At 63.4% G+C, this 23,211-nt stretch carries 24 protein-coding genes; 13 read left to right on the top strand and 11 right to left on the bottom strand.

Going from position 1 to position 23,211, the window contains the following annotated elements; translation table 11 throughout:
• Positions 1–25: 25 nt before the first annotated feature.
• From QZ648_RS00595 to QZ648_RS00610, 4 genes are all read right to left on the bottom strand, one after another.
• Positions 26–439, bottom strand: coding sequence for a putative toxin-antitoxin system toxin component, PIN family (locus QZ648_RS00595; RefSeq protein WP_169065688.1), 414 nt, complete (start codon positions 437–439; stop codon positions 26–28).
• 5 nt (positions 440–444) lie between these two features.
• A complete protein-coding gene (locus tag QZ648_RS00600; RefSeq protein ID WP_169065687.1) occupies positions 445–717 on the bottom strand; it encodes a ribbon-helix-helix domain-containing protein in 273 nt (90 codons plus the stop codon).
• A 164-nt stretch (positions 718–881) separates the two neighbouring features.
• Positions 882–2,012, bottom strand: coding sequence for an aminopeptidase (locus tag QZ648_RS00605; RefSeq protein WP_291995815.1), 1,131 nt, complete (start codon positions 2,010–2,012; stop codon positions 882–884).
• 22 nt (positions 2,013–2,034) lie between these two features.
• A complete protein-coding gene (locus tag QZ648_RS00610) occupies positions 2,035–2,703 on the bottom strand; it encodes an alpha/beta fold hydrolase (protein ID WP_169065685.1) in 669 nt (222 codons plus the stop codon).
• A 197-nt stretch (positions 2,704–2,900) separates the two neighbouring features.
• Between QZ648_RS00610 and QZ648_RS00615 the strand changes: the two genes are divergently transcribed.
• The 8 genes from QZ648_RS00615 to QZ648_RS00650 all read left to right on the top strand — a co-directional run bounded on the left by QZ648_RS00615 (position 2,901) and on the right by QZ648_RS00650 (position 11,837).
• A complete protein-coding gene (locus tag QZ648_RS00615) occupies positions 2,901–4,448 on the top strand; it encodes an aminoacyl-histidine dipeptidase (protein ID WP_291995816.1) in 1,548 nt (515 codons plus the stop codon).
• 47 nt (positions 4,449–4,495) lie between these two features.
• Positions 4,496–4,708, top strand: coding sequence for a DUF3820 family protein (locus QZ648_RS00620; RefSeq protein WP_291995817.1), 213 nt, complete (start codon positions 4,496–4,498; stop codon positions 4,706–4,708).
• A gap of 165 nt (positions 4,709–4,873) precedes the next feature.
• Positions 4,874–6,052, top strand: coding sequence for an MFS transporter (locus QZ648_RS00625; RefSeq protein ID WP_169065682.1), 1,179 nt, complete (start codon positions 4,874–4,876; stop codon positions 6,050–6,052).
• Positions 6,053–6,320: 268 nt separating this feature from the next.
• Positions 6,321–9,143 carry a M10 family metallopeptidase gene (locus QZ648_RS00630; protein WP_291995818.1) on the top strand — a complete coding sequence of 941 codons (2,823 nt, stop codon included), beginning with the start codon at positions 6,321–6,323 and terminating at the stop codon, positions 9,141–9,143.
• Between the two features lie 298 nt (positions 9,144–9,441).
• Positions 9,442–9,903, top strand: a complete 462-nt coding sequence (locus QZ648_RS00635; protein WP_291995819.1) for a hypothetical protein — start codon at positions 9,442–9,444, stop codon at positions 9,901–9,903.
• Between the two features lie 106 nt (positions 9,904–10,009).
• Entirely contained in the window at positions 10,010–10,204 is a 195-nt protein-coding gene (locus tag QZ648_RS00640) for a hypothetical protein (protein ID WP_291995820.1), read from the top strand.
• Between the two features lie 144 nt (positions 10,205–10,348).
• Positions 10,349–10,783, top strand: coding sequence for a hypothetical protein (locus QZ648_RS00645; protein WP_291995821.1), 435 nt, complete (start codon positions 10,349–10,351; stop codon positions 10,781–10,783).
• 37 nt (positions 10,784–10,820) lie between these two features.
• Positions 10,821–11,837, top strand: a complete 1,017-nt coding sequence (locus QZ648_RS00650; RefSeq protein ID WP_169065678.1) for a phospholipase D-like domain-containing protein — start codon at positions 10,821–10,823, stop codon at positions 11,835–11,837.
• 83 nt (positions 11,838–11,920) lie between these two features.
• Here the strand turns inward: QZ648_RS00650 and QZ648_RS00655 are convergent, their stop codons facing one another.
• On the bottom strand, positions 11,921–13,081 hold the full coding sequence (locus tag QZ648_RS00655) for an NnrS family protein (protein WP_291995822.1): 1,161 nt from the start codon (positions 13,079–13,081) through the stop codon (positions 11,921–11,923).
• 280 nt (positions 13,082–13,361) lie between these two features.
• Positions 13,362–14,060, bottom strand: a complete 699-nt coding sequence (locus QZ648_RS00660; protein ID WP_291995823.1) for an RluA family pseudouridine synthase — start codon at positions 14,058–14,060, stop codon at positions 13,362–13,364.
• Positions 14,061–14,298: 238 nt separating this feature from the next.
• Here QZ648_RS00660 and QZ648_RS00665 point away from each other — a divergent pair, with 238 nt between their 5' ends.
• The 3 genes from QZ648_RS00665 to QZ648_RS00675 all read left to right on the top strand — a co-directional run bounded on the left by QZ648_RS00665 (position 14,299) and on the right by QZ648_RS00675 (position 16,542).
• Entirely contained in the window at positions 14,299–15,126 is an 828-nt protein-coding gene (locus tag QZ648_RS00665) for a crotonase/enoyl-CoA hydratase family protein (protein WP_291995824.1), read from the top strand.
• A 146-nt stretch (positions 15,127–15,272) separates the two neighbouring features.
• A complete protein-coding gene (locus QZ648_RS00670) occupies positions 15,273–16,211 on the top strand; it encodes an AEC family transporter (RefSeq protein ID WP_291995825.1) in 939 nt (312 codons plus the stop codon).
• Between the two features lie 151 nt (positions 16,212–16,362).
• Positions 16,363–16,542, top strand: coding sequence for a hypothetical protein (locus tag QZ648_RS00675; protein ID WP_291995826.1), 180 nt, complete (start codon positions 16,363–16,365; stop codon positions 16,540–16,542).
• Between the two features lie 64 nt (positions 16,543–16,606).
• Here QZ648_RS00675 and QZ648_RS00680 read toward each other — a convergent pair whose 3' ends face one another.
• The gene (locus QZ648_RS00680; protein ID WP_291995827.1) at positions 16,607–17,257 is read right to left on the bottom strand and encodes a PEP-CTERM sorting domain-containing protein; all 651 of its coding nucleotides are present in this window, start codon (positions 17,255–17,257) and stop codon (positions 16,607–16,609) included.
• Between the two features lie 274 nt (positions 17,258–17,531).
• On the bottom strand, positions 17,532–18,173 hold the full coding sequence (gene folE, locus QZ648_RS00685) for a GTP cyclohydrolase I FolE (RefSeq protein WP_291995828.1): 642 nt from the start codon (positions 18,171–18,173) through the stop codon (positions 17,532–17,534).
• Between the two features lie 239 nt (positions 18,174–18,412).
• On the opposite strand from folE, the gene QZ648_RS00690 reads away from it, so the two are divergent.
• Both QZ648_RS00690 and rlmJ read left to right on the top strand, forming a co-directional pair.
• Positions 18,413–19,657: a nitronate monooxygenase gene (locus QZ648_RS00690; protein ID WP_169065673.1), complete on the top strand. Its 1,245-nt coding sequence runs from the start codon at positions 18,413–18,415 to the stop codon at positions 19,655–19,657.
• A 56-nt stretch (positions 19,658–19,713) separates the two neighbouring features.
• Entirely contained in the window at positions 19,714–20,565 is an 852-nt protein-coding gene (gene rlmJ / locus QZ648_RS00695; protein WP_291995829.1) for a 23S rRNA (adenine(2030)-N(6))-methyltransferase RlmJ, read from the top strand.
• A gap of 122 nt (positions 20,566–20,687) precedes the next feature.
• Here rlmJ and QZ648_RS00700 read toward each other — a convergent pair whose 3' ends face one another.
• The 3 genes from QZ648_RS00700 to QZ648_RS00710 all read right to left on the bottom strand — a co-directional run bounded on the left by QZ648_RS00700 (position 20,688) and on the right by QZ648_RS00710 (position 23,162).
• On the bottom strand, positions 20,688–21,053 hold the full coding sequence (locus QZ648_RS00700) for a nucleotide pyrophosphohydrolase (RefSeq protein WP_169065671.1): 366 nt from the start codon (positions 21,051–21,053) through the stop codon (positions 20,688–20,690).
• 8 nt (positions 21,054–21,061) lie between these two features.
• Positions 21,062–22,045, bottom strand: coding sequence for an aldolase/citrate lyase family protein (locus QZ648_RS00705; RefSeq protein WP_291995830.1), 984 nt, complete (start codon positions 22,043–22,045; stop codon positions 21,062–21,064).
• A 130-nt stretch (positions 22,046–22,175) separates the two neighbouring features.
• Positions 22,176–23,162 (bottom strand): malate dehydrogenase, encoded by a 987-nt coding sequence (locus QZ648_RS00710; protein ID WP_169065669.1) that lies wholly within the window; start codon positions 23,160–23,162, stop codon positions 22,176–22,178.
• Positions 23,163–23,211 lie beyond the last annotated feature (49 nt).

Here is a 23,211-nt window from a genome sequence, read left to right on the forward strand (position 1 = left end):
GGGGTGTCTCGACATGTCATGACCGTTAGCTCTTCAGAAAAACAAGAGCCTCGCGTGCGGTCAGGATGTGCGTCCGCTGATGGCGTGAGAGGGCGAGTAGGTCTCGCTTGTCACCGGTAACCAGAACGTCGACTTGTCCTGCCTGGGCCATCGCCAATAGAAAATTGTCGTAGGGGTCTGGTGAAATGTCTATGGTCGGCAGGTTCTCGACGGTCACTGCCAAGCGGCGGAGATCGTTGACCAATCGGCCTGCCTCTGCAGGGTGAATTCGGAAGCGGATTCCGTCGCGACGCGTGACGCGGCGGATTTCTTCGATTTGCAGCTCTGAGGTAATAAGGGTGAACTGGCCGTCCCGCCATGCCTTATACAGCTGATCGGGTGGCGTACCGCGCGTGATCAGTGCTGCGATAAGTATGTTGGTGTCGAGAATCAAGCGCATTCCAACTACGAATCCTTCACTGGGGTCGGCCACATTTCTTCGCGTACTGTGGCGCAGGCCTCGTCAATCGCTGCTTGCAGGTCGTCAGGGTCGATATCAGCGTTGCGAGCTTTCATGCCTTGAACCGCCTGGTCGAACATTCGCCAGCGCACTGCGTCCTCGATGAACTTGGAAAGGTCGCCCTTGCGCATTCCCTGAGCCCCGAGGAAAGCCCGTAAGGCGAGGTCCGTTTCTCGCGAGAAGGTAACGGTTAGCCGCGTAGTGTCTTCGTTGGCCATTGGCTCTCATCCGTGTATAAGCATCTATCCGCTTAAGAGGATAGCACCCTGTCTGGCTATCGGGAAGCCTCTGCCTCGGTCGCGCCACTCCGAAAGGCTCGCCTGTTGCGTGTAACGGTGGAAAGGGAGGTCGCGCCGAGGACTGCCGCGGATCAATGCTCTATTCACTGCGCAGCGCTCTTGCCTCTGCTGATGCCTTTTGTGGCGGGAACGATGACCGTTACGCGGCCTTGTGCCTGCCTGGCTTCATTGGCTGCCGGCAGGAGCTGCATCAGCGCTTCACGTCGAGCCGCCTTGTCGAGCGCTGCCAGCTCGGCGACGCGTTGGTAGAACTGCGGCAGATCGTAATCCTGCTGCGTGAGCAGGACCTCGAAGGCCGGCACCAGCTCGTTGTAGAGGGCGAGCGATACCAGTTTGGCGTTGTTCAGGTCGTTGGCAAAGAAGGGGTCGTAGCCGGCGTAGCCGCCCCAGCTGGCTTTCAGTTCGGCGTAGTCGCGGCGCAGTGCGGTGAACAGCGCCGCCTTGGCCACGCGCTGCTCGACGGTCGGGCGAGTGCTGTCAGCACCGTCAGCCTCATAGAGCACGTGAAATCTTTCGCGATACGCCTGCATCAACGCCGCCAAGGCCGCCTTGCGTGCCCGCTGCGTCTCGAAGACAGCGCGCTGCTCGGGGGCTGCGTTTGCCGCCAGCCAGCGGCGCATGCCTTCGTTTTCCACGGCGGTGGCGAAGGATTCGTTGAACAGTGAATCGTCCTTTACGAAGAGCTGCTGGTGGGCCAGTTCGTGAAAGACGATGCGTGCCACTTCCGGCGTGCCGAAGCGCAGGAAAGTGTTCAGCAGCGGGTCGTCGAAATAGCCGAGCGTGGAGTAGGCCGGGACGCCGGCGACATAGGTGTCGTAACCCTGCTCGCGCAGCTCGGCGGCGAGCTCTTCCGCTGCGTGCTGCTCGTAGTAGCCGCGGTAACTGACGCAGCCGACCATCCACAGGCACCAGGTCTTGGCCTGCAGCGACAGTTCGGGTGCGGCGAAGACGTTCCATACCACGTAGGGGCGACCGAGGTCGGCGTAGTTGCGATAGCTGCCGTTCTCGGGCAGTGCCAGTTCGCGGCTGGCGAAGTCGCGTATCGCTTGCGCCTCCTGCAAGCGGCTTTTCAGGCGCGGATCGTCGGCCGGGTCGTGCAACAGCGCGTCGATCGGTGTCGTGGCACGCATCACGGCCAGGTGTCCGCCGACCGCCTGCGCGTAGTAGCCGGCGTTGCCGCAGCCAAGCAGCAAGGCGGCCAGCAATGGCAGCAAGACCGTGTTTCCAAGCCGTCGGTCAATCATGCCGAAAGCGACCCGTCTCCAGAAAAGAAACGATCTGTGCCGCACAGGCACGTGAGGCGAGCATTTCCGAGTGTGCGACCGGCAGGGTGATGAAGTCGGCGGCACCGGGCAGGCGCGTTTCCGCCACGCTGACGACGCCATCATTGGGCTGTGGCAGGCTGGGCACGATGCGCCCCAGGCCGACGCTGCGCGTGCCGGCAAGCACGCCGATCGGGATCGATGACTGCGGCAAGACGCTGGTCGCCGTTGGCCGCGACAACCATTCCATGATCGAGCGGCCAAGCAGTGTTGGCATTCCGGCCATCCTGGCCAGCCGGCGCGCGCAGTGACTGTCGAGGCTGGGTGTGCCGAGAAAGACCGCCCGGCGCAGGCGTGGATCGGGTGCTTGCGCGAGGAGGTCGAGGATGATCAGGCCACCCATGCTGTGGCCGACGAGGTGGATCTCGCTGGCGGTCGTTGCCGCGACAAAGGTCTTTAGCGCCTGCGCGTTCTGCGTCAGCGTCGCGCGCACGCTGGGGTAGCCGAAACGTCGCGTGCGGTAAGCGTGGCGCTTGAGCCAATGGCTGTGCAGAGCGAAAACGGCGGCCGGCGTCCACAGGCCGTGCACCAGGATGACCGTGGCCTGCTTGTGCTGATCTCGATTCGGCGTGCTGTGCTCCAATCCGGGCTCCTGTGGGGCGTTGTTGTTCGCCAATTCTAAGGCTTCGGCAAGGGGGCGTCCTTGATCAGCGAGCTTCGGGCAGGACGCGGACGCGAATCCGCAGGCAAGCATCAGGCTTCAGGCATCTGGAAGCGCAGGCCAGGAGCGCGTATCCTGCACGCCACACATTTCCTGGCGCCAAGACGCGCTCATCCGCCATGAACAACAGCTTCCCTGGACGTATCGACCCCGTTTTCTCCACCCTCGAGCCGGCCGCCGTCTGGGCGCATTTTTCCGCGCTGTGCCGTATTCCGCGCCAGTCGAAAGCGGAAGGGGGCTTGCGCGACGAGATTCAGAACTGGGCGCTGGCCAGGGGGCTGTCGGCGACGGTCGATGCGGCCGGCAACCTCCTGCTCCGCAAAGCGGCCAGCCGCGGCATGGAAGAGGCGCCGGGCGTCGTTCTGCAGGCGCACCTGGATATGGTCTGCGAGAAGAATACCGGCAGCGCGCACGATTTCTCCCGCGATCCGATTCAACCGCTGTGCCGCGATGGCTGGCTGCTGGCCGAGGAGACGACGCTGGGAGCCGACAACGGCATTGGCGTGGCCCTGATCCTGGCCGCCTTCGCGGATGACTCGCTGACGCATGGGCCGCTCGAAGCGCTGCTGACCGTCGACGAGGAAGCCGGCATGGGTGGCGCGCACGGCCTGCAGGGTGGCTTGCTGCAGGGTCGGCTGCTGCTCAACCTGGATACCGAGGAGTGGGGCGAGTTCTATCTCGGCTGCGCCGGCGGGTTGGACGTCAATGTGCACCGCGATGGTCGCGCGGAAGCTCTGCCAGCCGGTTTCACGGCTTGGCGCATCGATTTGCGCGGCCTGCGCGGTGGACATTCGGGTATCGATATCGACGCCGAGCGCGGCAACGCCATCAAACTGCTGGTGCGCGTGCTGCGTGATCTGGAGAGCCGCTTTCCGCTTCGCCTGGCGGCACTGAATGGGGGGTCGGCCCGCAACGCCCTGCCCAGGGAAGCCTCGGCGACGCTGGCCGTACCGGTCCGCGATGGCGATGCCCTGGCAGCCAGCCTGGTGGCGTGGCAGTCCTTGCTGCGCGAGGAATTGCGGGGCGTCGACGAGGCGCTGGAAATTGACTTCACCGCGGCCTCGGTTGAGGAAGTGATGTCTCCAGGCGATCAATTCATCTGGCTGGCGTCACTCGCTGCCGCGCCGCACGGAGTGCGCCGCCGCAGTTTGAGCGTCGAGGGCGTGGTCGAGACCTCGAACAATCTCGGCATGGTGGCCATCACGCCGAGCCGCGGCGGCTGCAATTTCATGGTCCGCTCGCTGATCGAGAGCGGCAGCAGCGCCCTCGCTGACGAGATCGTGGCGCTTTTCGCCCTGTCGGGAACGGCCGCCGAGAAAGCCGGCCACTATCCGGGCTGGACGCCAAATCCGGCTTCGCCGCTGCTCGCGTTGTGCCAGTCGGTCTACCGGCGGCAATTCGGCGCTGAATCGACGGTGCAGGTGATTCACGCCGGTCTCGAGTGTGGTCTCATCGCCGCTCGCTACCCGGGTCTGGACATGGTTTCCTTCGGGCCGACCATCCGCGGCGCGCACGCGCCGGGTGAGCGTGTCGAGATCGAATCGGTCGGACGCGCCTGGCAACTCCTGACGGCGATTCTGGCGGCTGTCGGCGCCGGCGCCGCGAGCGATGCGAGCGATGCGAGCGATGACTTGCTGCGCGTCCGCGTCGCCGAGTCGATGGCTTGACAACGCGACGACGCGACGACGCGACGAGTCAATGCGCTGAGCGGCAAGTGAATCCCGACGACCTGCAACTGCTGCTCACCTGGAGCATGCCCTACGGCAAGTACAAGGGCCGTTTGATCGCCGACCTGCCGGGCAATTACCTGAACTGGTTCGCCGGCGAAGGATTCCCACCGGGCAAGCTCGGCCAGCTCCTGGCGCTGATGCACGAGCTCGACCACAACGGCCTCTCCGGATTGCTTGACCCCTTGCGTCAGCGCTGAGGCGACGGGGCCGGGCAGGGCAGCGCCTACGCGGCTGGCGTCGAGAGAAAAGGTCTGGGGCCAGGCGAGCAGGTGGCCGAGTGCTCAATCGCCGTAAGTGCTGATCTGCTGTGAGAAGCAAAAACGACGTTTCGCGACGCGGATTTTCATGCCACGATTATGCGCATGACTGCCTCATCCCCCCTTGGCGACACCCGCGCTGCCTGGTTCTTGGCAGGAGTGGAGTTTTTCTTTGCGCTGAGTTGGGTGGTCTATGTCATTTTTCTTCCCGAATTGCTGGCGCGCGGTGGTATCGACAAGCGCTATCTGCCGTGGATCATTGCCGCTGACCAGTTGATCTTTGCGCTGGCCGACTGGTGGATGGGGGTGGCCGTCGATCGGGCGCGTGCGGCGCTGCGCAGGATCGGGCCGCTGCTGGTGCTGCTGTCGGCGATTTCGGCGCTGGCGATGCTGCTGATGCCCTGGCTGGCCGCAACGCCGATCTTCTTCCTGTTGGCCATCAGCGTCTGGGTGGCGACCTCGTCGGCCCTGCGGGCGCCGCCGTACGTGCTGCTTTCGCGCTACGCGGGGCGGGCGACGCTGCCGCGCCTGGCGGGCATCCAGTTGCTTGGGCTGGCGCTGGCGTCGGCACTGGCACCTTACCTGGCGATCGTTCTCAAGGGGGTGGATCCGGCGCTGCCGTTCCTGCTCAGCGCCCTGGCAGTGGCTGCTTCCGCGCTGGCACTGGTCTATGTCGAGCGGCGCTTGCCGGCGGCAGCGCCGACGCTGGCCGCGGCAGAGGCCTTACAGACAGCGGCCGGTGGGGCAAAGGCCTCGTGGGCCTTCCTGCTGCTGCTCGCCTTGTTGCTCGCCTTCGGCCAGCAGGTGCACTCGGTGCTCAACTCGGCGGTGCAGTTCAAGCGGCTGGCGGACCCGGCGCTGCTGCCGTGGCTGATGCCGGTCTTCTGGATCGGCTTCAGCTTCGGTCTGCTCGGTGTCGGCCGCCTGGTGCGTGCGCGTGGCCCGCTGCAGGTGCTGCGCGTGGCCTGTCCGCTCGGTGCGCTGGCCCTGGCCGGCACGGCGCTTGCCGTCTCGCTGGCGGCCTTGCTGTTGAGTCAGTTTGTCGCCGGGATCTTCTGGGCCGCCATCCTCTGCGCTTCCATCGGTCTGGCCGCCGAGAGCGGCAATCCCATGCACACCGGCCGCCATACCGGCGCCTTGATGGCGACACTGGCGGTGGCGGCTTTTTCACGCATCGGGCTGGCCGCTTCTGGCGGTGCTGCCGCTGCCGGGGCGCAGGTGCTCGACTGGTTGCCGGTAGCCCTGTGGTGTGTGGTCGCGGTGGTTGTGCGCCGCATGCGCTAACGGTCATGACATGGCGAAACACCCCGGATCATGAAAGTCATGACCGCCCCCCTCTTCCCCCGGCCCTTCTCCCGCAAGGGGCGAAGGGAGTTTCGTGAGTCGCATGCGCGACTTTCACAGTAATGAGAACGTCGCGTAAGTGACTCGCTGCTCACCGCAAGGGCGGCTACGAAGGTCGCTTGGCTTTTGCGATTTGCCCTTGGCTTTGGCCGACCGGTAGCCGAACGCAATACGGTAAAATGCAGGCACACCTTGTGGGAAATACCTTATGACCAGCCCCTTGTCGAGCATGACCGTGACGCCTGTGCCTCTGTCGGGATCGGTGGCGATCGATGCGCTTGCGGCCGGCATCAAGTGGGGTGGCGCCGGGACCGGCGCGACCATCGCCTACAGCTTTCCCTACGCAAACGGCGACGCTGTCTGGGCGAGCGCTTACTCAAGCCAGGACGAACCGGACACTGCGTCTGGTTTCGGGAGTGATCACCAGGCAGCCGCGCGGCAGGCTTTGCAGCAATGGGCGAACGTCGCCGACCTGCGCTTCGTGGAAACCACCGAGACCCAGAGCGACGTCGGAGATATTCGCTTTGCCTATACTCAAACCCCGGCAATTGCAGCGTGGTGGGGCTGGTCCAGCTACCCGAACGCATTCTGGCCCGCGGCTGGCGACATCTGGGTCAACGCGGCACGCGCGGCGGATGACTGGTCGGTCGGGAGCGGCCAGTTTTCGGCCTTGCTGCACGAGATTGGCCACGCTCTGGGCCTCAAACATCCCTTTGAAGGCACGCCCGTTCTAGCAACGGCTGAAGACTCCGAACAATACACGCTGATGTCCTACACCGATCATCCGCACGCGCTTTTTCGCGAGGTCGTGGATCACGGCGGCGGCTCGTTTAGCTGGTCGTATTTCCCGATTACGCCGCAAACCCCGATGCTTTACGATATCGCCGCCATCCAGCACCTGTACGGCGCGAATACCAGCTATAACGCCGGCGATGATGTATACACCTTTACCCCTGGCTCGCCGTTCTTGATGACCATCTGGGATGCCGGAGGAACAGACACGGTGTCGGTTGCCAATTTTACCGATGCGTGCAGAATCGATTTGCGGGCAGGTTGCTTTTCGGACATTGCCATCAAGTCAGATCCGCTTCCTGCCGGCGCTTCTGGTCCGCCGGCAAGCTACGATGGTACGGACAACCTGGCGATCGCTTTTGGCGTGACCATCGAGAAAGCCATCGGCGGAGCCGGCGACGATACCCTGATTGGCAACAGCGCGAACAACACCTTGGACGGCGGCACCGGCAACGACACCATGCTCGGTGGCGACGGCAACGACTACTACTATGTTCGCGACAGCGGCGACATCGTCAGCGAGAGCAACGCCACCGCCAGCACCGGCGGCACCGACCTCGTTTATAGCTACCTCAGCAGCTACACCCTCGGCGCCAACGTCGAGAACGGCCGGATCGTCGCCAGCACCGCCGCCAAGCTCAGCGGCAACAGCCTCGACAACTTCCTCTACGCCGGCGCCGGCAACAACGTCATCGACGGTGGTGCTGGCAGCGACACCGTCAGCTACTACTATGGCGTCAGCGGCACGACCGGCGTCATCGTCAGCCTCGCCACGACGGCCGCCCAAGCCACCGGCGGCTCGGGCACCGACACCCTGATGGCGATCGAGCATCTGCGCGGCAGCAACAATGCCGACAAGCTCACCGGCAACAGCGGCGCCAACCGCCTCGAAGGCTACGCCGGCAACGACACCCTCGACGGCGGCACCGGTAACGACACCATGCTCGGTGGCGACGGCAACGACTACTACTATGTTCGCGATAGCGGCGACATCGTCAGCGAGAGCAACGCCACCGCCAGCACCGGCGGCACGGACCTCGTTTATAGCTACCTCAGCAGCTACACCCTCGGCGCCAACGTCGAGAACGGCCGGATCGTCACCAGCGCCGCCGCCAAGCTCAGCGGCAACAGCCTCGACAACTTCCTCTACACCGGCGCCGGCAACAACGTCATCGACGGTGGCGCGGGCAGCGACACCGTCAGCTACTACTATGGCGTCAGCGGCACGACCGGCGTCACCGTCAGCCTCGCCACAACGGCCGCGCAAGCCACCGGCGGCTCGGGCACCGACACCCTGACGGCGATCGAGCACCTGCGCGGCAGCAACAATGCCGACAAGCTCACCGGCAACAGCGGCGCCAACCGCCTCGAAGGCTACGCCGGCAACGACACCCTCGACGGTGGTGCAGGTAACGACACCATGCTCGGTGGCGACGGCAACGACTACTACTACGTCCGCGATAGTGGCGACAGCGTCAGCGAGAGCAACGCCACCGCCAGCACCGGCGGCACCGACACTGTCTTGAGCTATGTCTCAAGCTACACCCTCGGCGCCAACGTCGAGAACGGCCGGATCGTCACCAGCGCCGCTGCCAACCTCAGCGGCAACAGCCTCGACAACTACCTCTACGCCGGCGCCGGCAACAACGTCATCGACGGTGGCGCGGGCAGCGACACCGTCACCTACTACTACGGTGTCAGCGGCAGCACCGGCGTCATCGTCAGCCTTGCCACGACCGCCGCGCAAGCCACCGGCGGCTCGGGTACCGACACCCTGACGAGCATCGAACACCTGCGCGGCAGCAACAATGCCGACCAGCTCACCGGCAACAGCGGCGCCAACCGCCTCGAAGGCTATGCCGGCAACGACACCCTCAACGGCGGCCTGGGCAACGACACCCTGATCGGTGGCTCGGGCAGCGACAGCATCCGCTTCGACACCCTGCTCAACGCGCTGAGCAACCGCGACACGATCAGCGACTTCGACGTCGCCGCCGACAGCATCGAACTCGAGAACGCCATCTTCAGCTCGCTGAGCAGCACCGGCACCCTGGCCGCCGGGTCGTTCCGTTCGGCCGCAGGCGTCAGTGCTGTCGATGCCAACGACTTCATCCTCTACGACAACGCCTCGGGAGCGCTGCACTACGATGCCGACGGCAACGGTGCCGGATTGGCGGTGCAGTTCGCCAGCCTGAGCAGCGGACTGGCATTGACTAGTGCGGATTTTCTGGTGACTTGATTCGGTACACGGCGACGCGCAGTCGCCGGTGAATGCTGCTGCCACTTGAACCGGTGGGGGAAGCACCCGTGTCTCGCCGACCGACAGCAAATGGAAAACGAGGCGAGCACGGAACTCGCGCTGAATCATGGCGTTCCCGACAGACGGGAGCAGCCCCAGCGTCCGAGCCTGTCGTTCTCCTGCTGCCGGGAAAGCAACAGGGCAACAGGAGGAGGATCCCGCGCTCGCCTGGCTGTGTATAATTTTGGGGCAGTGCGTCACTGCAGAATGCAGCAGGGGAAAGGCTGAACCAAGGACGATGGAAGAGACTTTGTTGGAGTTGTGGGCGCTCCACTTCATCTACCTGAAGCAAAGCGCCAGCGCCCTCGTTCCGGTGACCATCTGCGTCGTCATTCATGCCCTGGGAATCGGTCTCGCCCGTTCCTTCTTCCGGCGCTTCGAATTGTTGGGGCGCCATTTCCGTGCCTTTGGTCGTTGGCTGGTTGTCGTCGGCGTCGTCGCCATCATGCTGGTGACCCACTGGGTCGAGGTACTGGCGTGGGGATGGTTCTATCTGCTGATGGGCATACTGCCGAAAGGCAGGGGGGCCGTGCTTTTTTCGGTCAATGCTTACACCACCCTGGGCAGTTCGGGCATCACCCTACCTCACGAATGGCAGGGCGTGTCGGCATTCGAAGCGATGACGGCGATGCTGATGTTCGGCTGGTCGACGGCGATACTGGCGGTCATCGTCCAGAAGCTCCATAGCGTGGACGAGTAAATGAGTAGGCCGCGATCTAAGCTCGAACGAGATCCCGCGCCGCCGGTCGAGTGAAGCCAATATAATCGGCAGATCAGCTTCTCAAACATCCCGGAGGAAACACGATATGTCAAAAGAAAGACCAAGCGTCGGCGCGGATGGCAACGCCTTACCGATTCTTCCCCCCGACCGTGATCCGCGTTTGTGGACCAGACTGGTACGGGTGATGTTCTTCACCGCGGGCTTTGTCGCATTGCTGTTGATCAAGGCCGGCGAGCCCGCCGCATTCGGCGTCACCATCGAACTGCTCTTGCTTTCCTGAGCAACGGCGGTCGTTGCCGGACTCTTCATCGCCACGCAGGCGGCGAGTGGGGGGGCCGACACACAGTCGCAGATCAGTCTGTGGTGTGGGGAACTGGTCATCGCATTCCTGTCTGTCGTTCCCTTTCTCTGCGCCTTGCCAGCCTTGTTCCACCAGCTGGCGAACAGCACGCTGCTGCATGCCAGGGCACCCGGTGCCGCGGATGTTGCGCTTGGAGCCTCCGAACTGATTCCGTTTGCTGCCATCCTGCCGTTCATGATCTACCAGCTGTCCGGCTTCGGTGTTCTTGGTTATCTGGTGTCCAAGACGACCAATTGGCTACTCAACCTGACCATACTCGCAACCATTCTTGCCGCCTATGTCGCCAATCGCACGGCGCAGTTTCACGTCGAAGAAATGTTCACCGGTTTCCTGGTCATTTTCATGTCGATTACCGTGTTTTTCGGGATTCGCAAGCTGACCGGCATGCAGGAGGAATTCTCGGCAAATGCTCCGGCCAAGGAGGCCAAGGAGCCCAAGGAAGCGAAGGAGCCCAAGGAAACCAAGGAACAAGCGATCTCCGACGCTTTGCCAGGCTGACGATTGGCCGCACATCATCTGAATTCGAGGAGGTTTCATGGCTTCACGCTCGCTCATCGTAATGCCCGACGACACCGGCAAGCCCATCCTTGACGCCATCGAGGCGGCGCAGGAGTCGATTCGCATCAAGATATTCCTGTTTTCCGAGCCGACGCTGCTGGCGGCGGTGATTGCCGCGCATCAGCGTGGCGTCATGGTCCGTGTGATGCTGAATCCGGCCCGGCGCAGTGGCGAACCCGAGAACCAGAAAACGCGTGCGCTACTGGAGGAGGCGGGTGTCGAGGTGCTCGACAGCAACCCGGCAATCGACATCACCCACGAAAAGTCGATGGTCGTCGATGGCCAGCTGGCATTCATCCAGTCGCTCAACTGGGAAACGCGGAATTTCACTGAAACCCGCGACTACGCGATTGTGACGACGCATCGCCACGAGGTGGACGAGGTCGTGCAGTGCTTCGATGCCGATTGGGACCGCCAGCCCTTCGACCCGGGCCAGGACTCGCATCTTATCTGGTGCAACATCAACGGGCGAAACCGGGTCGCGCAGTTCATCGACGAAACGAAGGAAACCCTGTTTCTGCAGAACGAGCGCTATCAGGACGAGGTGATTATCGAGCGTCTGGTGCGGGCGCTTCGCCGTGGCGTCAAACTGCACATCCTGGCACGGCCGGCGCACACGCTGAAGAAGGGAAAGCTGGTGGAAGGCGTCGAAGGCCTGCGCATCCTGCAGGATATCGGGGCCAAGGTGCACAAGCTAAAAGGGCTCAAACTGCACGGCAAGATGGCCTTCGCCGATAGCGCGCGCGCACTGATTGGTTCGATCAACCTGGCGCCGGGCAGCTTCGACAGCCGCCGCGAACTGGCCATCGCTGTGCATGACGAGGAGGTCGCCAAGCCTTTGCGCCAGGTCGTTCATCATGACTGGGAGCATTCCACGCCGGTGGATTTGTCCGATGAAGGTTTGCTCGCCGATCTCAAGGACATCGAGGAAGAAGCGAGCAGGGAGCTGGCGCTGAATCACAGCGTTCACGGTGCTCATCACAAGCACGCATGATCACCCCATCGTCACCGCCGCCTACGCCGAAGTGCTGCGGCTGACGGCGGGCAAGCCGAGCGCATGATGTCTGCTTGCCTCGCTCAGTGCTCCTTGCCGTCGACCCGTGCTTGTAGCAGGTAGGGGATATAACGCCAGCCGAGTATCGCGAAGCAGCTGAACCAGCACGCCGCGGCGAGATCGATCCAGCGCAGGTAGTTGGCCGGGTCGATCTGCGGGATGACGATGCGCACCACGAAGCCGGCAATCATGATCCATAGCACCGTCTTGTCGAGACGATCGAAAGCGACTTTTCGGCCGGTGTGACCGTTGACGATGCGGATCAACATGGCCGGGATGATCAGGCCCATGGCGCCGAAAGTAAAGACATGCATCGGTAGCGAGCCAATCCACGCCGGCTGCGCGACCAGCGCCACGAACTCGAGCAGCAGTTGCGCGACGATCGCCAGGTAGCCGAGATACATGATGCCGATGTCCAGCCGGCGCAGCGCCAGCTGCGGCTTCCAGAAGGCGAAGCGGACGAGCAGCAGCAGCGCCAGCAAGAGACCGCTCCATGCCGAGACCGGGGCAGGCAGCAGGCTGGCAAGAACCAGTCCCACGGCGAGCAGCTTGATGGCGGTGTCGAGCATTGCGTTGCGCAGGATTTCGGCCTGCATCGCATTCTTCATGAACTGCGTCAGCGTCCGCTCGAGCATGACCAGAAATGCCACCCGGAAGAGCGCCATGGCCATGCTCGCGCCGGCCTGAAAATGCGCTTCGCTGAGCAGCAGGTTCTTGGCGACCAGGAAGAGGGGCAGGATGATCAGGAAGAAGTAGTTGTCGCGGAAGGAGTCGCTCTGCCGGTGGCGGATCAGCGACCATAGGAGCATGGCGACAATGGCGGCCAGGAAGAGGTTGTTGGAGAGGCGGAAGAGTAGCGGCGGCAGGGCGCCGGCAAACCACATGCCCGCGCGTTCGAGCAGCCAGGCGCTGACCAGCAGGATCAGCGCCGTGCCGTGGTAGCCGCGGATCTTCACCCAGTTCTTGGTCGAGGTGAGCAGGAAACCCCCCATCACGGCCCAGCCAAAGCCGAAGAACATCTCATGGGCGTGCCACTGGGTCGGCGAAAATGGTGCCGCCGGTGCCGCCAGAGTGCCCGCGAAGAGCAGCGCCCAGAGGACCGGCAGGGTCAGCCCCGACAGGCAGGCGAGGGCGAAGAACGGTCTGAAACCGACCAGCCAGAGGGGTTGATCCGAAAAGCGCATGTTCAGCTTGCCTCGCTGTGAGTGTTGCCTGGAAATGGCCGTTTACTATGAAAGTCGCGCAAGCGGCTCACGAATATCCCTTCTCCCCTAGCGGGAAAAGGGTAGGGGAAGGGGGAAACGGTCATGACTTTCATGATCCGGGGTATCTCGACATGTCATGACCGTTAGGCAGACGAACAGGGTAGCGAGTCGGGTGCCGAGTAGGGCGCCGAGTAGGGCGCCGGCCGGCGCGCCTCGTTAGGCGGGAATTGTCGCCTGGCGGACCGCGCCTGGCTTTGATCTAGAACGGGGCCGGGCACAAAAAGCGCAGCGGCTGGGCGCTCGCGGGGTGGGCGAAGGCCAGCACCTCGGCGTGCAGCATGAGGCGTGTGTTCGTCGCCGTGAGTTCGGCGCGGCCGTAGAGCGCGTCGCCGATGATCGGGTGGCCGATGGCCAGCAGATGCACGCGCAGCTGGTGCGTGCGCCCGGTCAGGGGGACGAGCAGCAGGCGCGAGCGCTGTGTAGTGGGGTCGTGGCTGAGCACCTGGTAGCGGGTGAGCGAGGGCTTGCCGGCGAGCGGGTCGACTTTCTGGCGCGGCCGGCGCGGCCAGTCGGCGCTCAGTGGCAGGTCTATTTCGCCGCTGGCCGCCGACAGCCGGCCGGCGACCAGTGCGACATAGCGCTTGTTCACCTGTCGCTCGGCGAACTGGCTGCTCAAGCGCCGCTGCATCTCTTTGCCACGTGCCAATACCAGCACCCCGGAGGTGTGCATGTCGAGGCGATGGACGATCAGGGCATCGGGAAATTCGGCCTGCACGCGTCGGCTCAGGCAGTCCTGTTTGTCTTCGCCGCGACCGGGTACCGCGAGCAGGCCGGCCGGCTTGTTGACCACCAGCAGCGCCGCGTCGCCGTAGAGGATCTCGATTGCGCCGGGGCCTAGGTGGGAACAGCGGGCGGCGGCAAGGGTGGCGGGAACAGCGGTGGTCGAGGTCGAGTGCATGCGCGAGGGGGGAGGCTAGGGCAAGGCAATGGTTGAATTTGTCGAAGGGGACGAAGGGAGCCGGTGAGGGCTGCCATTGTCGCGCCAATTGGCCGCCGACGGCGCGAGCAGACAAATCAATTACACTGCACGGGCACGGCGACGGCGGCTGCGGCTGTGAATGCGACGACGGCGACGCCTCGCCAGGAGCGCGCCGGAAGCGCTTCGACCAAACAATCATCACTTCCAGGAGAACAGCTTGAGCACTGCCATTCCAGAGTTGACGACCATGGCCATCGTGCTGAACGAGGGGCTTGCCGAAATCACCCTGAATCGCCCGGAGCGGTCGAACGCCATCAACCAGGCCATGTGGCAGGAGCTGCGCATGGCTTTCGCCTGGGCCGACGAGAGCGATGAGGTACGCGTGGTGATGCTCAGCGGCGCCGGGCGGAATTTCTGCGCCGGTATCGATCTGGCGATGCTGGCTGGCGTCAGCGAGCGCGTTGCGCATCGCGACGCGGCGCGCGGACGCGAGCTGCTGCGCCGCGTGATCCTCGATTTGCAGGATTGCCTGTCGAGCGTCGAGCGTTGTCGCAAGCCGGTGCTGGCGGCGATCCACGGCGCCTGTATCGGTGGGGCGATCGACCTGGTGAGCTGTTGCGACATGCGCTATGCGGCCGCTGACGTACAGTTTGCGGTGCGTGAAATCGACGTCGGAATGACGGCTGACGTCGGCACCTTGCAACGACTGCCGCGCCTGATTCCGGACGGCATGGCACGCGAGATGGCCTATACCGGGCGCAAGGTCGATGGCTTCGAGGCCAAGCTGATCGGCCTCATCAATCAGCTTTTCGAGACTCCCGAGACCTTGCTCGACGGTGTTCGCCAGATCGCCCGGACGATCGCCGCGAAGTCGCCGCTAGCTATGCGTGGCAGCAAGGAAATGCTCAACTACGGACGCGATCATTCAGTCGCCGACGGCTTGAACTACGTCGCCACCTGGAATGCGGCGATGCTCCTCTCGAGCGATCTCCAGGAAGCGATGAGCGCGATGCGCGAGAAGCGTCCGCCGTGCTTCGGCGACTGAGGCGCGCGCCCGCTCGGCGCTAACGGTCATGACATGTCGAGACACCCCTGATGATGAAAGCCATGACCGTTTTCCCTCTTCCCCTGCCCCTTCTCCCGCAAGGGGAGAAGGGAGGTTTGTGAGTCGCTTGCGCGACTTTCACATTAATGGAAACTTTTGTCAGCCACGTCGGCCTGGCCGCACCGCTCTTCGTTCTGGTGCTCGCCGGCTACCTGCTCATGCGCGGCTGTGGCTGGCCGCCGTCGATGTCCGAGAATCTCTCGCGCTTCGTCTTCTCGGTGGCCTTGCCGGCGATGCTCTTCCGGATGATGAGCGACTTCTCGAAGTTGCCGCCGGTCGACGCCCGTTTGCTGATCGCTTTCTTTGGCGGCTGCCTGATCGTGTTCGTGATCGGCCGCCTGGTCGCCTGGCGCTTGTTTGCCCTGGACGGTGTCGGGCAGTCCGTATTTGCCCTCGGTGGCGTGTTCTCGAACAATGTGCTGCTCGGTCTGCCGCTGGCCAAGGTTGCTCTCGGCGAGGCGGCCGTGCCGTCGGTGGCCCTGGTGCTGGTGTTCAACGCGCTGATTCTGTGGACCCTGCTCAGCGTCTCGATCGAGTGGGCGCAGCACGGCAGTTTTTCGCTGCACGGCTTCGCCAAGACGGCGCGTGGCGTGCTCACCAATCCGATCGTTGCCGGCATCCTTTCGGGAGCCTTGTTCGGCCTCACCGGCTGGCCGCTGCCGACCCTGCTGGCGCAGCCGCTGGCGATGCTGGCGCAGGCCGCGGCGCCGCTGGCGCTGATCGCTCTGGGCATGGGGCTGGCAGAATATGGCGTGCGCGCCGGCTGGCAAATCAGCGTTGCCATCTGCTGCCTGAAGTTGATCGTGCAACCCCTGGTGGTCTGGTCGCTGGCCCTGCTGATGGGTCTGCCGGCGATGGAAACGCAGGTCGTGGTGCTGCTCGCCTCGCTGGCCGTCGGCGCCAACGTCTATCTGATGTCGCGTCAGTTCAAGACGCTGGCAGGGCCGGTGGCCAGCAGCCTGGTCTTGTCGACCGCCCTGGCAGCGCTGAGCACGCCGCTGCTGATGACCCTGACCGGAAGCTGAGAGCCCCGGCAGCGAGTCCCGGGAAGCGCGTTGGGCGTGACTGCCCTGGTGGTGACGGCAAACTCATTGACGCACCATCGACCCCATGCGCGCCCCCCGACAATCAGCGGTGAGCCGCAGAGACTCCACTTCATGACGCAGCGAGTTCGCAGTGGTTCGCAAAGACTCGACTTCATTCCTCCGGGAGTCGGAACGGCTCGTCAAAGCGCTGGGCGTTCAGTTGACAGGCTTGCTGGCCTCGTGGCGCTGGTTCATCGCCGAGGAGGCAGCCGAAAACGTGGATATCACCGAGAACACGCGCAAGCATGCGCCTGAAATGCTGGAAAACTAAGGAATTACAGACAAAAAAAGCCAAGCTTGTGCTCGGCTGTTTTAACTGGCGAGCAATGGCTCGCTCAGATGGCGGCCTTGCGACGGCGCATTGCCAGACCGGCAAAGGCAAGGCCGGCGAGAGCTAGCGTGCCCGGTTCCGGAACGTCGATGCGACGCCCGTCGGTTCTCACATTGGCGGCGACAATGTATCCGTCGCTAAGGACGAAAGACTTGATGTTGGCCGTAGTTTGGCTGAAGCCGAAGTCGAAGCCGGCGTCGACTCCAGACGGGGTATTGATGTCGAGGGTATGGCTCTCAAGTAGATTGTTGGCTGCGTCGTAGATGGCGATCTTCGCCGCCCCGAAGTTGGGGACCGCATAGTTGATGAACGCCAACACCGATGACACCGCGTTGTCGAAGACGATGGTCATCGAGCCGTAGTCCGTGTCCAGCCCGATATAGGGGCCGGTGTCACCAGTCCAATCGCCATTGTCAACGAGGCCGTAAAGCCTTGTGTAGCCGTACACTGAACGGGCATGGGTTGATGTCCAAGTCATGCCGTTCTCGGCAACCGGTCCGCTGGTAACAAGATCCTGGGCGGTAAAGGCGTGCGCTGTGCCGCCCGGCAATGAGGTGATCACGGACGCACTGGCGGTAGTGGCACCAAATACGAGTGCGGCGGCCGCGACAACGGGCAGAAATTTCTGTGTCAATGTTTCGAGTCTAAGTTTCATGGTTCTTCCCGAGTAAGGAACATCCACGGCAATGCGGATCGTCGGCGAACGCTAAGAAATTTTTAAGCCTGTTTTGATGCCTGAAGTGTTGGCTGTTGGATTAAAAATAAGTTTTTAATGGACATGCCTTGGTCGAAGAAGGTTCAGTGTAAAGAATCCCGACAGCCACGGTCGGAGGCTACGTTCCATTTTTTTGCGCTAGGTACGAAAGCTCGCTTCTGCCGCTTGCCTACCTGTCATCTCTTTTCCCTGCTGCGCTGGTGTCGGCGTTTCCTTACTCGCGGCGGCCGCCGGCGATGGCGCGCAGGAATTCGTTGCGCGCCTGTTCGGAGTGTGCAAACTCGCCGCTGAAGGCCTGGGTGATCACCCGTTCGTCGCCGCGCCGATCTTCGCCGAGCAGCAGGCACAGCTGTTCGGCCTCGACGACACAGGCCGCGCCGCGTGCCTTGCCGTGCTGCATCAGGGCGTCGGCGATGTCGCGGGTCATCCATTCCTGATAGGTGAAGCGGTGGCCGATGGCGTCGACCAGGCGGGCAATGCGGCCAAAGCCGTGCAGCCGGCCGCCGGGTAGGTAGGCGACGTGGGCGAGGCCGCGGAAAGGGACCAGGTGGTGCGGACAGACGCCATGCACGGCGATCCCGCGCAGCACGACCATGTCGCCGCGCGGATCGGCAAAGCCTTCGCCGAGCGCTGCGGCGGGGTCGAGGTCGTAGCCGCCGAGCAGGCGGCGCTGCCAGAGTTCGCGCACGCGCTGCGGCGTTCTGCCCAGGTGCGGGCCAGCGGCGGCCAGGCCGCAGGCGCTGAGCAGGTCGGCGATGGCGCGCTCGAAAGCGGCGGCGTCGAAAGTGCCCTGGCGCGCGATGCCGATGTCGGTGGCGGCGGCGAGTGCTTGGTCGTGGCTGTTGCAGTCGGGCATGGCGAGGCTCCGCTTGGCGTCTCCGGGAGTGGGCATGATACACGCGCGCGTGCTGTGCTTCGTCCTGGCTGCCGCGGCTGGCGACCGATTGCTTGCGCCGGGTGCTCGCGGATTGCGATTTCCTTGCATCCGGCAAGCCATCGAGGCGCGGGATGAGTGATAATGGCGAGCTCGTGGAAGTTGCCGTGATCACCTGTCGGGCAGGCCGAAGACGCTGCGCCGAGTTGGGAAGGACATGCATGAAGTGCGTTGATGATTACCGTCTGAAGTTTGGCAGCAAGGAACTGGTGCCGATCATGATCGGCGGCATGGGGGTCGATATTTCGACGGCCGAGCTGGCGCTTGAAGCCGCGCGACTGGGTGGCGTGGGACATATTTCCGATGCCATGGTGAATACCGTGGCCGATCGGCGCTTCAACGCCAAGTTCGTCAAGGACAAACTCAAGCAGTACAAATTCAACGTCGCCAATTCCGACAAGTCGGTCGTCCGCTTCGATCTCGAGCAGCTCGCCGAGGCGACCCGCATGCACGTCGGCAGGACCATGGAGGCGAAGCAAGGCGACGGCCTGATCTTCGTCAACTGCATGGAAAAGCTGACCATGAACTCGCCGCGGGAAACGCTACGCGTACGCATGCAAGGCGCGCTGGATGCGGGCGCCGACGGCATCACGCTGGCCGCCGGGCTGCATCTCGGTTCCTTCGCGCTGATCGAGGATCATCCGCGTTTCCGCGACGCCAAGCTGGGCATCATCGTCTCGTCCTTGCGCGCGCTGCAGCTTTTTCTGCGCAAGACGGCACGCTGCAAGCGCTTGCCCGACTATGTGGTGGTCGAAGGGCCGCTGGCGGGTGGTCACCTGGGCTTCGGCATGGATTGGGCCGAGTACGATCTGGCGACCATCTTCGCCGAGATTCATCGCTATCTGCAGGCCGAGCAACTGGACATTCCGCTGATTCCGGCCGGCGGCATCTTCACCGGCAGCGACGCGGTCTCCTTTCTCGAGCAGGGAGCGGCCGCCGTGCAGGTGGCGACGCGCTTTACCGTGTCCCGGGAATGCGGCCTTCCGGAGGACGTCAAGCAGCGTTATTTTGAAGCCAGCGAAGAGGGGATCGAAGTCAACCAGATTTCACCGACCGGCTATCCGATGCGCATGCTGAGCAACAGCCCGGCGATCGGCGACGGTATTCGACCCAACTGCGAAGCCTACGGCTACCTGCTCGACAGCACCGGCAATTGCTCGTACATCAACGCCTACAATCGCGAAGTCGAGGCGAATCCCGGGGTCAAGCGGATATCGGTGCGGGACAAGACCTGTCTCTGTACGCAGATGCGCAACTTCGATTGCTGGACCTGCGGTCATTACACCTATCGCCTCAAGGATACCTCCCGTCGCTTGCCTGACGGCAGCTACCAACTGCTCAGCGCCGAGCACATCTTCCGCGATTATCAGTTCAGCACCGACGGCAAGATCCTGGCTCCCGAGTAGGGCGCTGGCCATTGACCCCCGCGTTTCCCCGCGCTCGCGCGAAAGGGCATTAGTCGATGCTCAGCTATCGTCACGCCTTTCATGCCGGTAACCACGCCGACGTTCTCAAGCATCTGATCCTGGTGCAGCTGGCGCGCTACCTGGGCCGCAAGGAGAAGGCCTTCTGGTACGTGGATAGCCACGCCGGGGCGGGTTCCTATGCCCTGGATTCAGCGCAGGCGTCCAAGCTTCACGAGTACCGGGAAGGGATCGCTCGCCTATGGGGGCGCCAGGATCTACCGCCGGCGGTCGCCGAGTATCTGCAGCTGCTGCGCGCGATCAACCCCGGCGGCGCGCTGAAAGTCTATCCGGGTTCACCTGACTTGGCGTTGGCAACGCTGCGTGCGCAGGACCGCTTGCGGCTTTTCGAGCTGCACAGTCGTGATGTTCTACACCTGCGCAAGCGCTTCGAGGCCGAGGGATCGCGGGTGGTCGTCGAGCACAGCGACGGCTTCGCCGGCCTGAAAGCCGTGTTGCCGCCGCCACCGCGACGGGCTCTGGTGCTGATCGACCCGGCGTACGAAGAAAAGCACGATTACGAGCGCGTCGTACAGGCGCTCAAGGATTCGCTGCAGCGTTTCCCGGGCGGCACCTACCAGCTGTGGTACCCGCAGCTGACCCGGCTCGAGGCGCACGATCTGCCCGGACGCCTGAAACGCCTGCCGGCGAGCAACTGGCTGCACGTCACGCTGCGCGTCAGGACACCGGCCGCGGATGGTTTCGGGATGCATGGCAGCGGCGTTTTCGTGATCAACCCGCCGTGGACTTTGCAGGCCAGTCTGGAGGAGGCGATGCCGTGGCTGGTCAAAGTGCTCGGGCTGGATGCGGGGGCGGCCTTTACGCTCGAGAGCCAGGCCTCAGGAAGGTAAATGCCCGGCGAAATAGGGGCATTGCATGATGCATGACTACGGCGCTGCATGAATAGGGCACTGCATGAGCCTGGGTCACGGCCAGAGCGCCCCGGGCGATCCGGCCAGAGCGTCCCAGGCGCTCAGCCTTTGCCGGCCGCCTCGGCCAGGTACTTGCGGCTCGAGCCGTAGCTGGTTTCGACCGGATATTTCGCCGCGTTCTTGACCAGTTTGGCGTGCGCGGCGGCTTCCAGGTCGATGCCGGCGTGTTCGGCGATGAGCAGCAGATAAATCAGCACGTCGGCGCATTCGTCACGCAGTGCTTCCTGCGCTTCGGTGCTGGCGGCCAGGGCCGCCATGTCGGCGTCGCTCTTCCATTGCGTCAGCTCGAGCAGCTCGCTGGCTTCGAGATTCAGCGAAACGATCAGGTTGCGCAGGCTGTGGAACTGGGCCCAGTTCCTCTGGTCGCGAAACGCCAGTACTTTGGCCGTCAGCGCTGGCAGGTCCATGTGTTTTTTCAGGCGAAGAAACGCTTCTGTGCCGCTGTTGGCAGCGTCATGCCGGTGGCCTGGGCGCGTGCGAGAAGCTCCCAGTAGTAGCGGTAGGAAGCGCGGTCGTGCAGCAGGCCCTGGTGCTGGATCGGTCCCCAATCGCCATCTTGCGCGGCGATCAGGATGTCGGCTGCGCTTTCAACCTCCGAGAAGTCGGGGCGCATCATGTCGACGATCGGCCGGATCTGGTTGGGATGGATGCTCCACATGCGCAGATAGCCGAATTCGTTGCGTGCGCGGCGAGCATCGTTGCGGATGAAATCCAGATCGCGCAGTTCGGTGGTAACGTTGTGCGAGGGGACGGCGCCGTTGGCCAGCGCCGCGGCCGAGATTTCACACTTGGCGCGGACGATCAGCGGGTGCTCGAACTGTCCGGGGCTGCGCATGGCCGAAGCCGGGATGGCGCCATGGTGGCCGCTGACAAAATCCATCAGCCCGAAATCGAGTGATTCGACCTCCGGAAGGGCGGCGATTTCCCAAACATCACGCAGGGCGCCGTAGGTTTCGATCAGTACATGTGCCGGGATCTGGCGCTCGATGCCGGCGGCTGCCGTCGCTCGCCGCAAAGCGTCGAGTTGTATGCGCACGTCCTCACCGCAACTGACTTTGGGCAGCGTCACGAAGGCCAGGCGCTGGCCGGCGTGGGCGACGATGATCTCGATGTCTTGCTGCCAGCCGTGGTGGGCGATGTCGTGGATGCGGACACCCACCCGTCCATGCCGATTGGCATCGCTCATGATCAGCTCGGCAACCATCGTCGCATGCTCGCGATCGGCGCCTGCCGCTGCACCGTCCTCACAGTCGCAGGTGACGTCGAAGATCGGGCCCAACTCGTTCTGCAACAGCAGGGCCTTGTTGATCAGCTTTTCGGAGCCCGCGTAGTGGTCGACGGCGGGGATCATCGGAAAAGGCTTTTCGCCTGCGAAGAGGACTTGGCTGGGATGGCGCATGGTTTTTCGATAGCGTCTGGTTCGTCGGAGAGCGATATTCTACCGCGCTGTGTAGCAAGGTGGCAGGCAAGCTGGCAGGCGAAAAAAAACCGCGGCCAGGCCGCGGTTTCTCGTCAGCAGCAAGGCCTGCTCAGAGCATGTCTTTTACGGCCTCGGCTTCGTCGGTCAGTTCCTTGAGCGTCTTGTTGATCTTCTCGCGCGAGTAGCCGTCGATCTCGAGACCCTGGATGATCTTGAAGGAGCCGCCCTTGCACTCGCAGGGGAAACCAAAAACGATACCCGTCGGGATGTCGTAGGAGCCGTCGGACGGGACGCCCATGGTCACCCATTCGTCGGAACCGAGTACCCAGTCGCGCATGTGGTCGATGGCTGCGTTGGCCGCCGAGGCTGCCGAGGACAGGCCGCGGGCGTCGATGATCGCAGCGCCGCGCTTGCCGACCGTGGGCAGGAAGACGTCGTTATTCCAGACCGGATCGTTGATCAGATCCTTGACGTTGTCGCCGTTGGACGTGCAGTTGCGGTAATCGGCGTACATCGTCGGCGAATGGTTGCCCCAGACGGTGAGCTGCTTGAAACTGGCCACTGGGCGGTCGGTTTTCGCGGCGAGTTGCGAGAGGGCGCGGTTGTGATCCAGGCGCAGCATGCCATGGTAGTTGGCTGGGTTGGTGCGACCGACTTTCTTCGCTGCGGAGCCGGCGATCAGGGCGTTGGTGTTGCAGGGGTTGCCGACGACCAGGACGCGGACGTCTTCTTTGGCGTTCTCGGCAATTGCCTTGCCCTGGACGGTGAAGATGGCGCCATTGGCGGTCAACAGGTCAGCACGTTCCATACCCGGGCCGCGCGGACGTGCACCAACCAGCAGGCAGACGTCGGCATCCTTGAAGGCAACGTTGGGATCGTCGGTAGCGAACATGCCCGCGAGCATCGGGAACGCGCAATCTTCGAGTTCCATGATCACGCCCTGGCAGGCTTTCTGAGCTTGCGGCAGGTCGAGTAGTTGAAGGATGACTGGCTGATCCTTGCCGAGCATTTCGCCGGAAGCGATCCGGAAAAGCAGGCTGTAACCGATTTGGCCGGCTGCGCCGGTGACCGCGACGCGCATGGGGGCTTTGGACATGATACGGCTCCTGTCGTTAATGGTGAGCGAGAAGAATTGAACGAGAGTA

This window comes from Candidatus Accumulibacter sp. ACC012 (assembly GCF_907163155.1).
GTDB classification, from domain to species: domain Bacteria; phylum Pseudomonadota; class Gammaproteobacteria; order Burkholderiales; family Rhodocyclaceae; genus Accumulibacter; species Accumulibacter delftensis.

Excerpts from the sequence above, each read along its gene's own strand:
- folE (WP_291995828.1), bottom strand. The coding sequence starts at position 18,173 with ATGCCCGACTGCAACAGCCACGACCAAGCACTCGCCGCCGCCACCGAC.
- QZ648_RS00615 (WP_291995816.1), top strand. The coding sequence starts at position 2,901 with ATGAACAACAGCTTCCCTGGACGTATCGACCCCGTTTTCTCCACCCTC.
- QZ648_RS00630 (WP_291995818.1), top strand. The coding sequence starts at position 6,321 with ATGACCAGCCCCTTGTCGAGCATGACCGTGACGCCTGTGCCTCTGTCG.
- QZ648_RS00650 (WP_169065678.1), top strand. The coding sequence starts at position 10,821 with ATGGCTTCACGCTCGCTCATCGTAATGCCCGACGACACCGGCAAGCCC.
- QZ648_RS00625 (WP_169065682.1), top strand. The coding sequence starts at position 4,874 with ATGACTGCCTCATCCCCCCTTGGCGACACCCGCGCTGCCTGGTTCTTG.
- QZ648_RS00690 (WP_169065673.1), top strand. The coding sequence starts at position 18,413 with ATGAAGTGCGTTGATGATTACCGTCTGAAGTTTGGCAGCAAGGAACTG.
- QZ648_RS00700 (WP_169065671.1), bottom strand. The coding sequence starts at position 21,053 with ATGGACCTGCCAGCGCTGACGGCCAAAGTACTGGCGTTTCGCGACCAG.
- QZ648_RS00660 (WP_291995823.1), bottom strand. The coding sequence starts at position 14,060 with ATGCACTCGACCTCGACCACCGCTGTTCCCGCCACCCTTGCCGCCGCC.
- QZ648_RS00655 (WP_291995822.1), bottom strand. The coding sequence starts at position 13,081 with ATGCGCTTTTCGGATCAACCCCTCTGGCTGGTCGGTTTCAGACCGTTC.
- QZ648_RS00710 (WP_169065669.1), bottom strand. The coding sequence starts at position 23,162 with ATGTCCAAAGCCCCCATGCGCGTCGCGGTCACCGGCGCAGCCGGCCAA.
- QZ648_RS00600 (WP_169065687.1), bottom strand. The coding sequence starts at position 717 with ATGGCCAACGAAGACACTACGCGGCTAACCGTTACCTTCTCGCGAGAA.
- rlmJ (WP_291995829.1), top strand. The coding sequence starts at position 19,714 with ATGCTCAGCTATCGTCACGCCTTTCATGCCGGTAACCACGCCGACGTT.
- QZ648_RS00595 (WP_169065688.1), bottom strand. The coding sequence starts at position 439 with ATGCGCTTGATTCTCGACACCAACATACTTATCGCAGCACTGATCACG.
- QZ648_RS00705 (WP_291995830.1), bottom strand. The coding sequence starts at position 22,045 with ATGCGCCATCCCAGCCAAGTCCTCTTCGCAGGCGAAAAGCCTTTTCCG.
- QZ648_RS00680 (WP_291995827.1), bottom strand. The coding sequence starts at position 17,257 with ATGAAACTTAGACTCGAAACATTGACACAGAAATTTCTGCCCGTTGTC.
- QZ648_RS00640 (WP_291995820.1), top strand. The coding sequence starts at position 10,010 with ATGTCAAAAGAAAGACCAAGCGTCGGCGCGGATGGCAACGCCTTACCG.
- QZ648_RS00670 (WP_291995825.1), top strand. The coding sequence starts at position 15,273 with ATGGAAACTTTTGTCAGCCACGTCGGCCTGGCCGCACCGCTCTTCGTT.
- QZ648_RS00635 (WP_291995819.1), top strand. The coding sequence starts at position 9,442 with ATGGAAGAGACTTTGTTGGAGTTGTGGGCGCTCCACTTCATCTACCTG.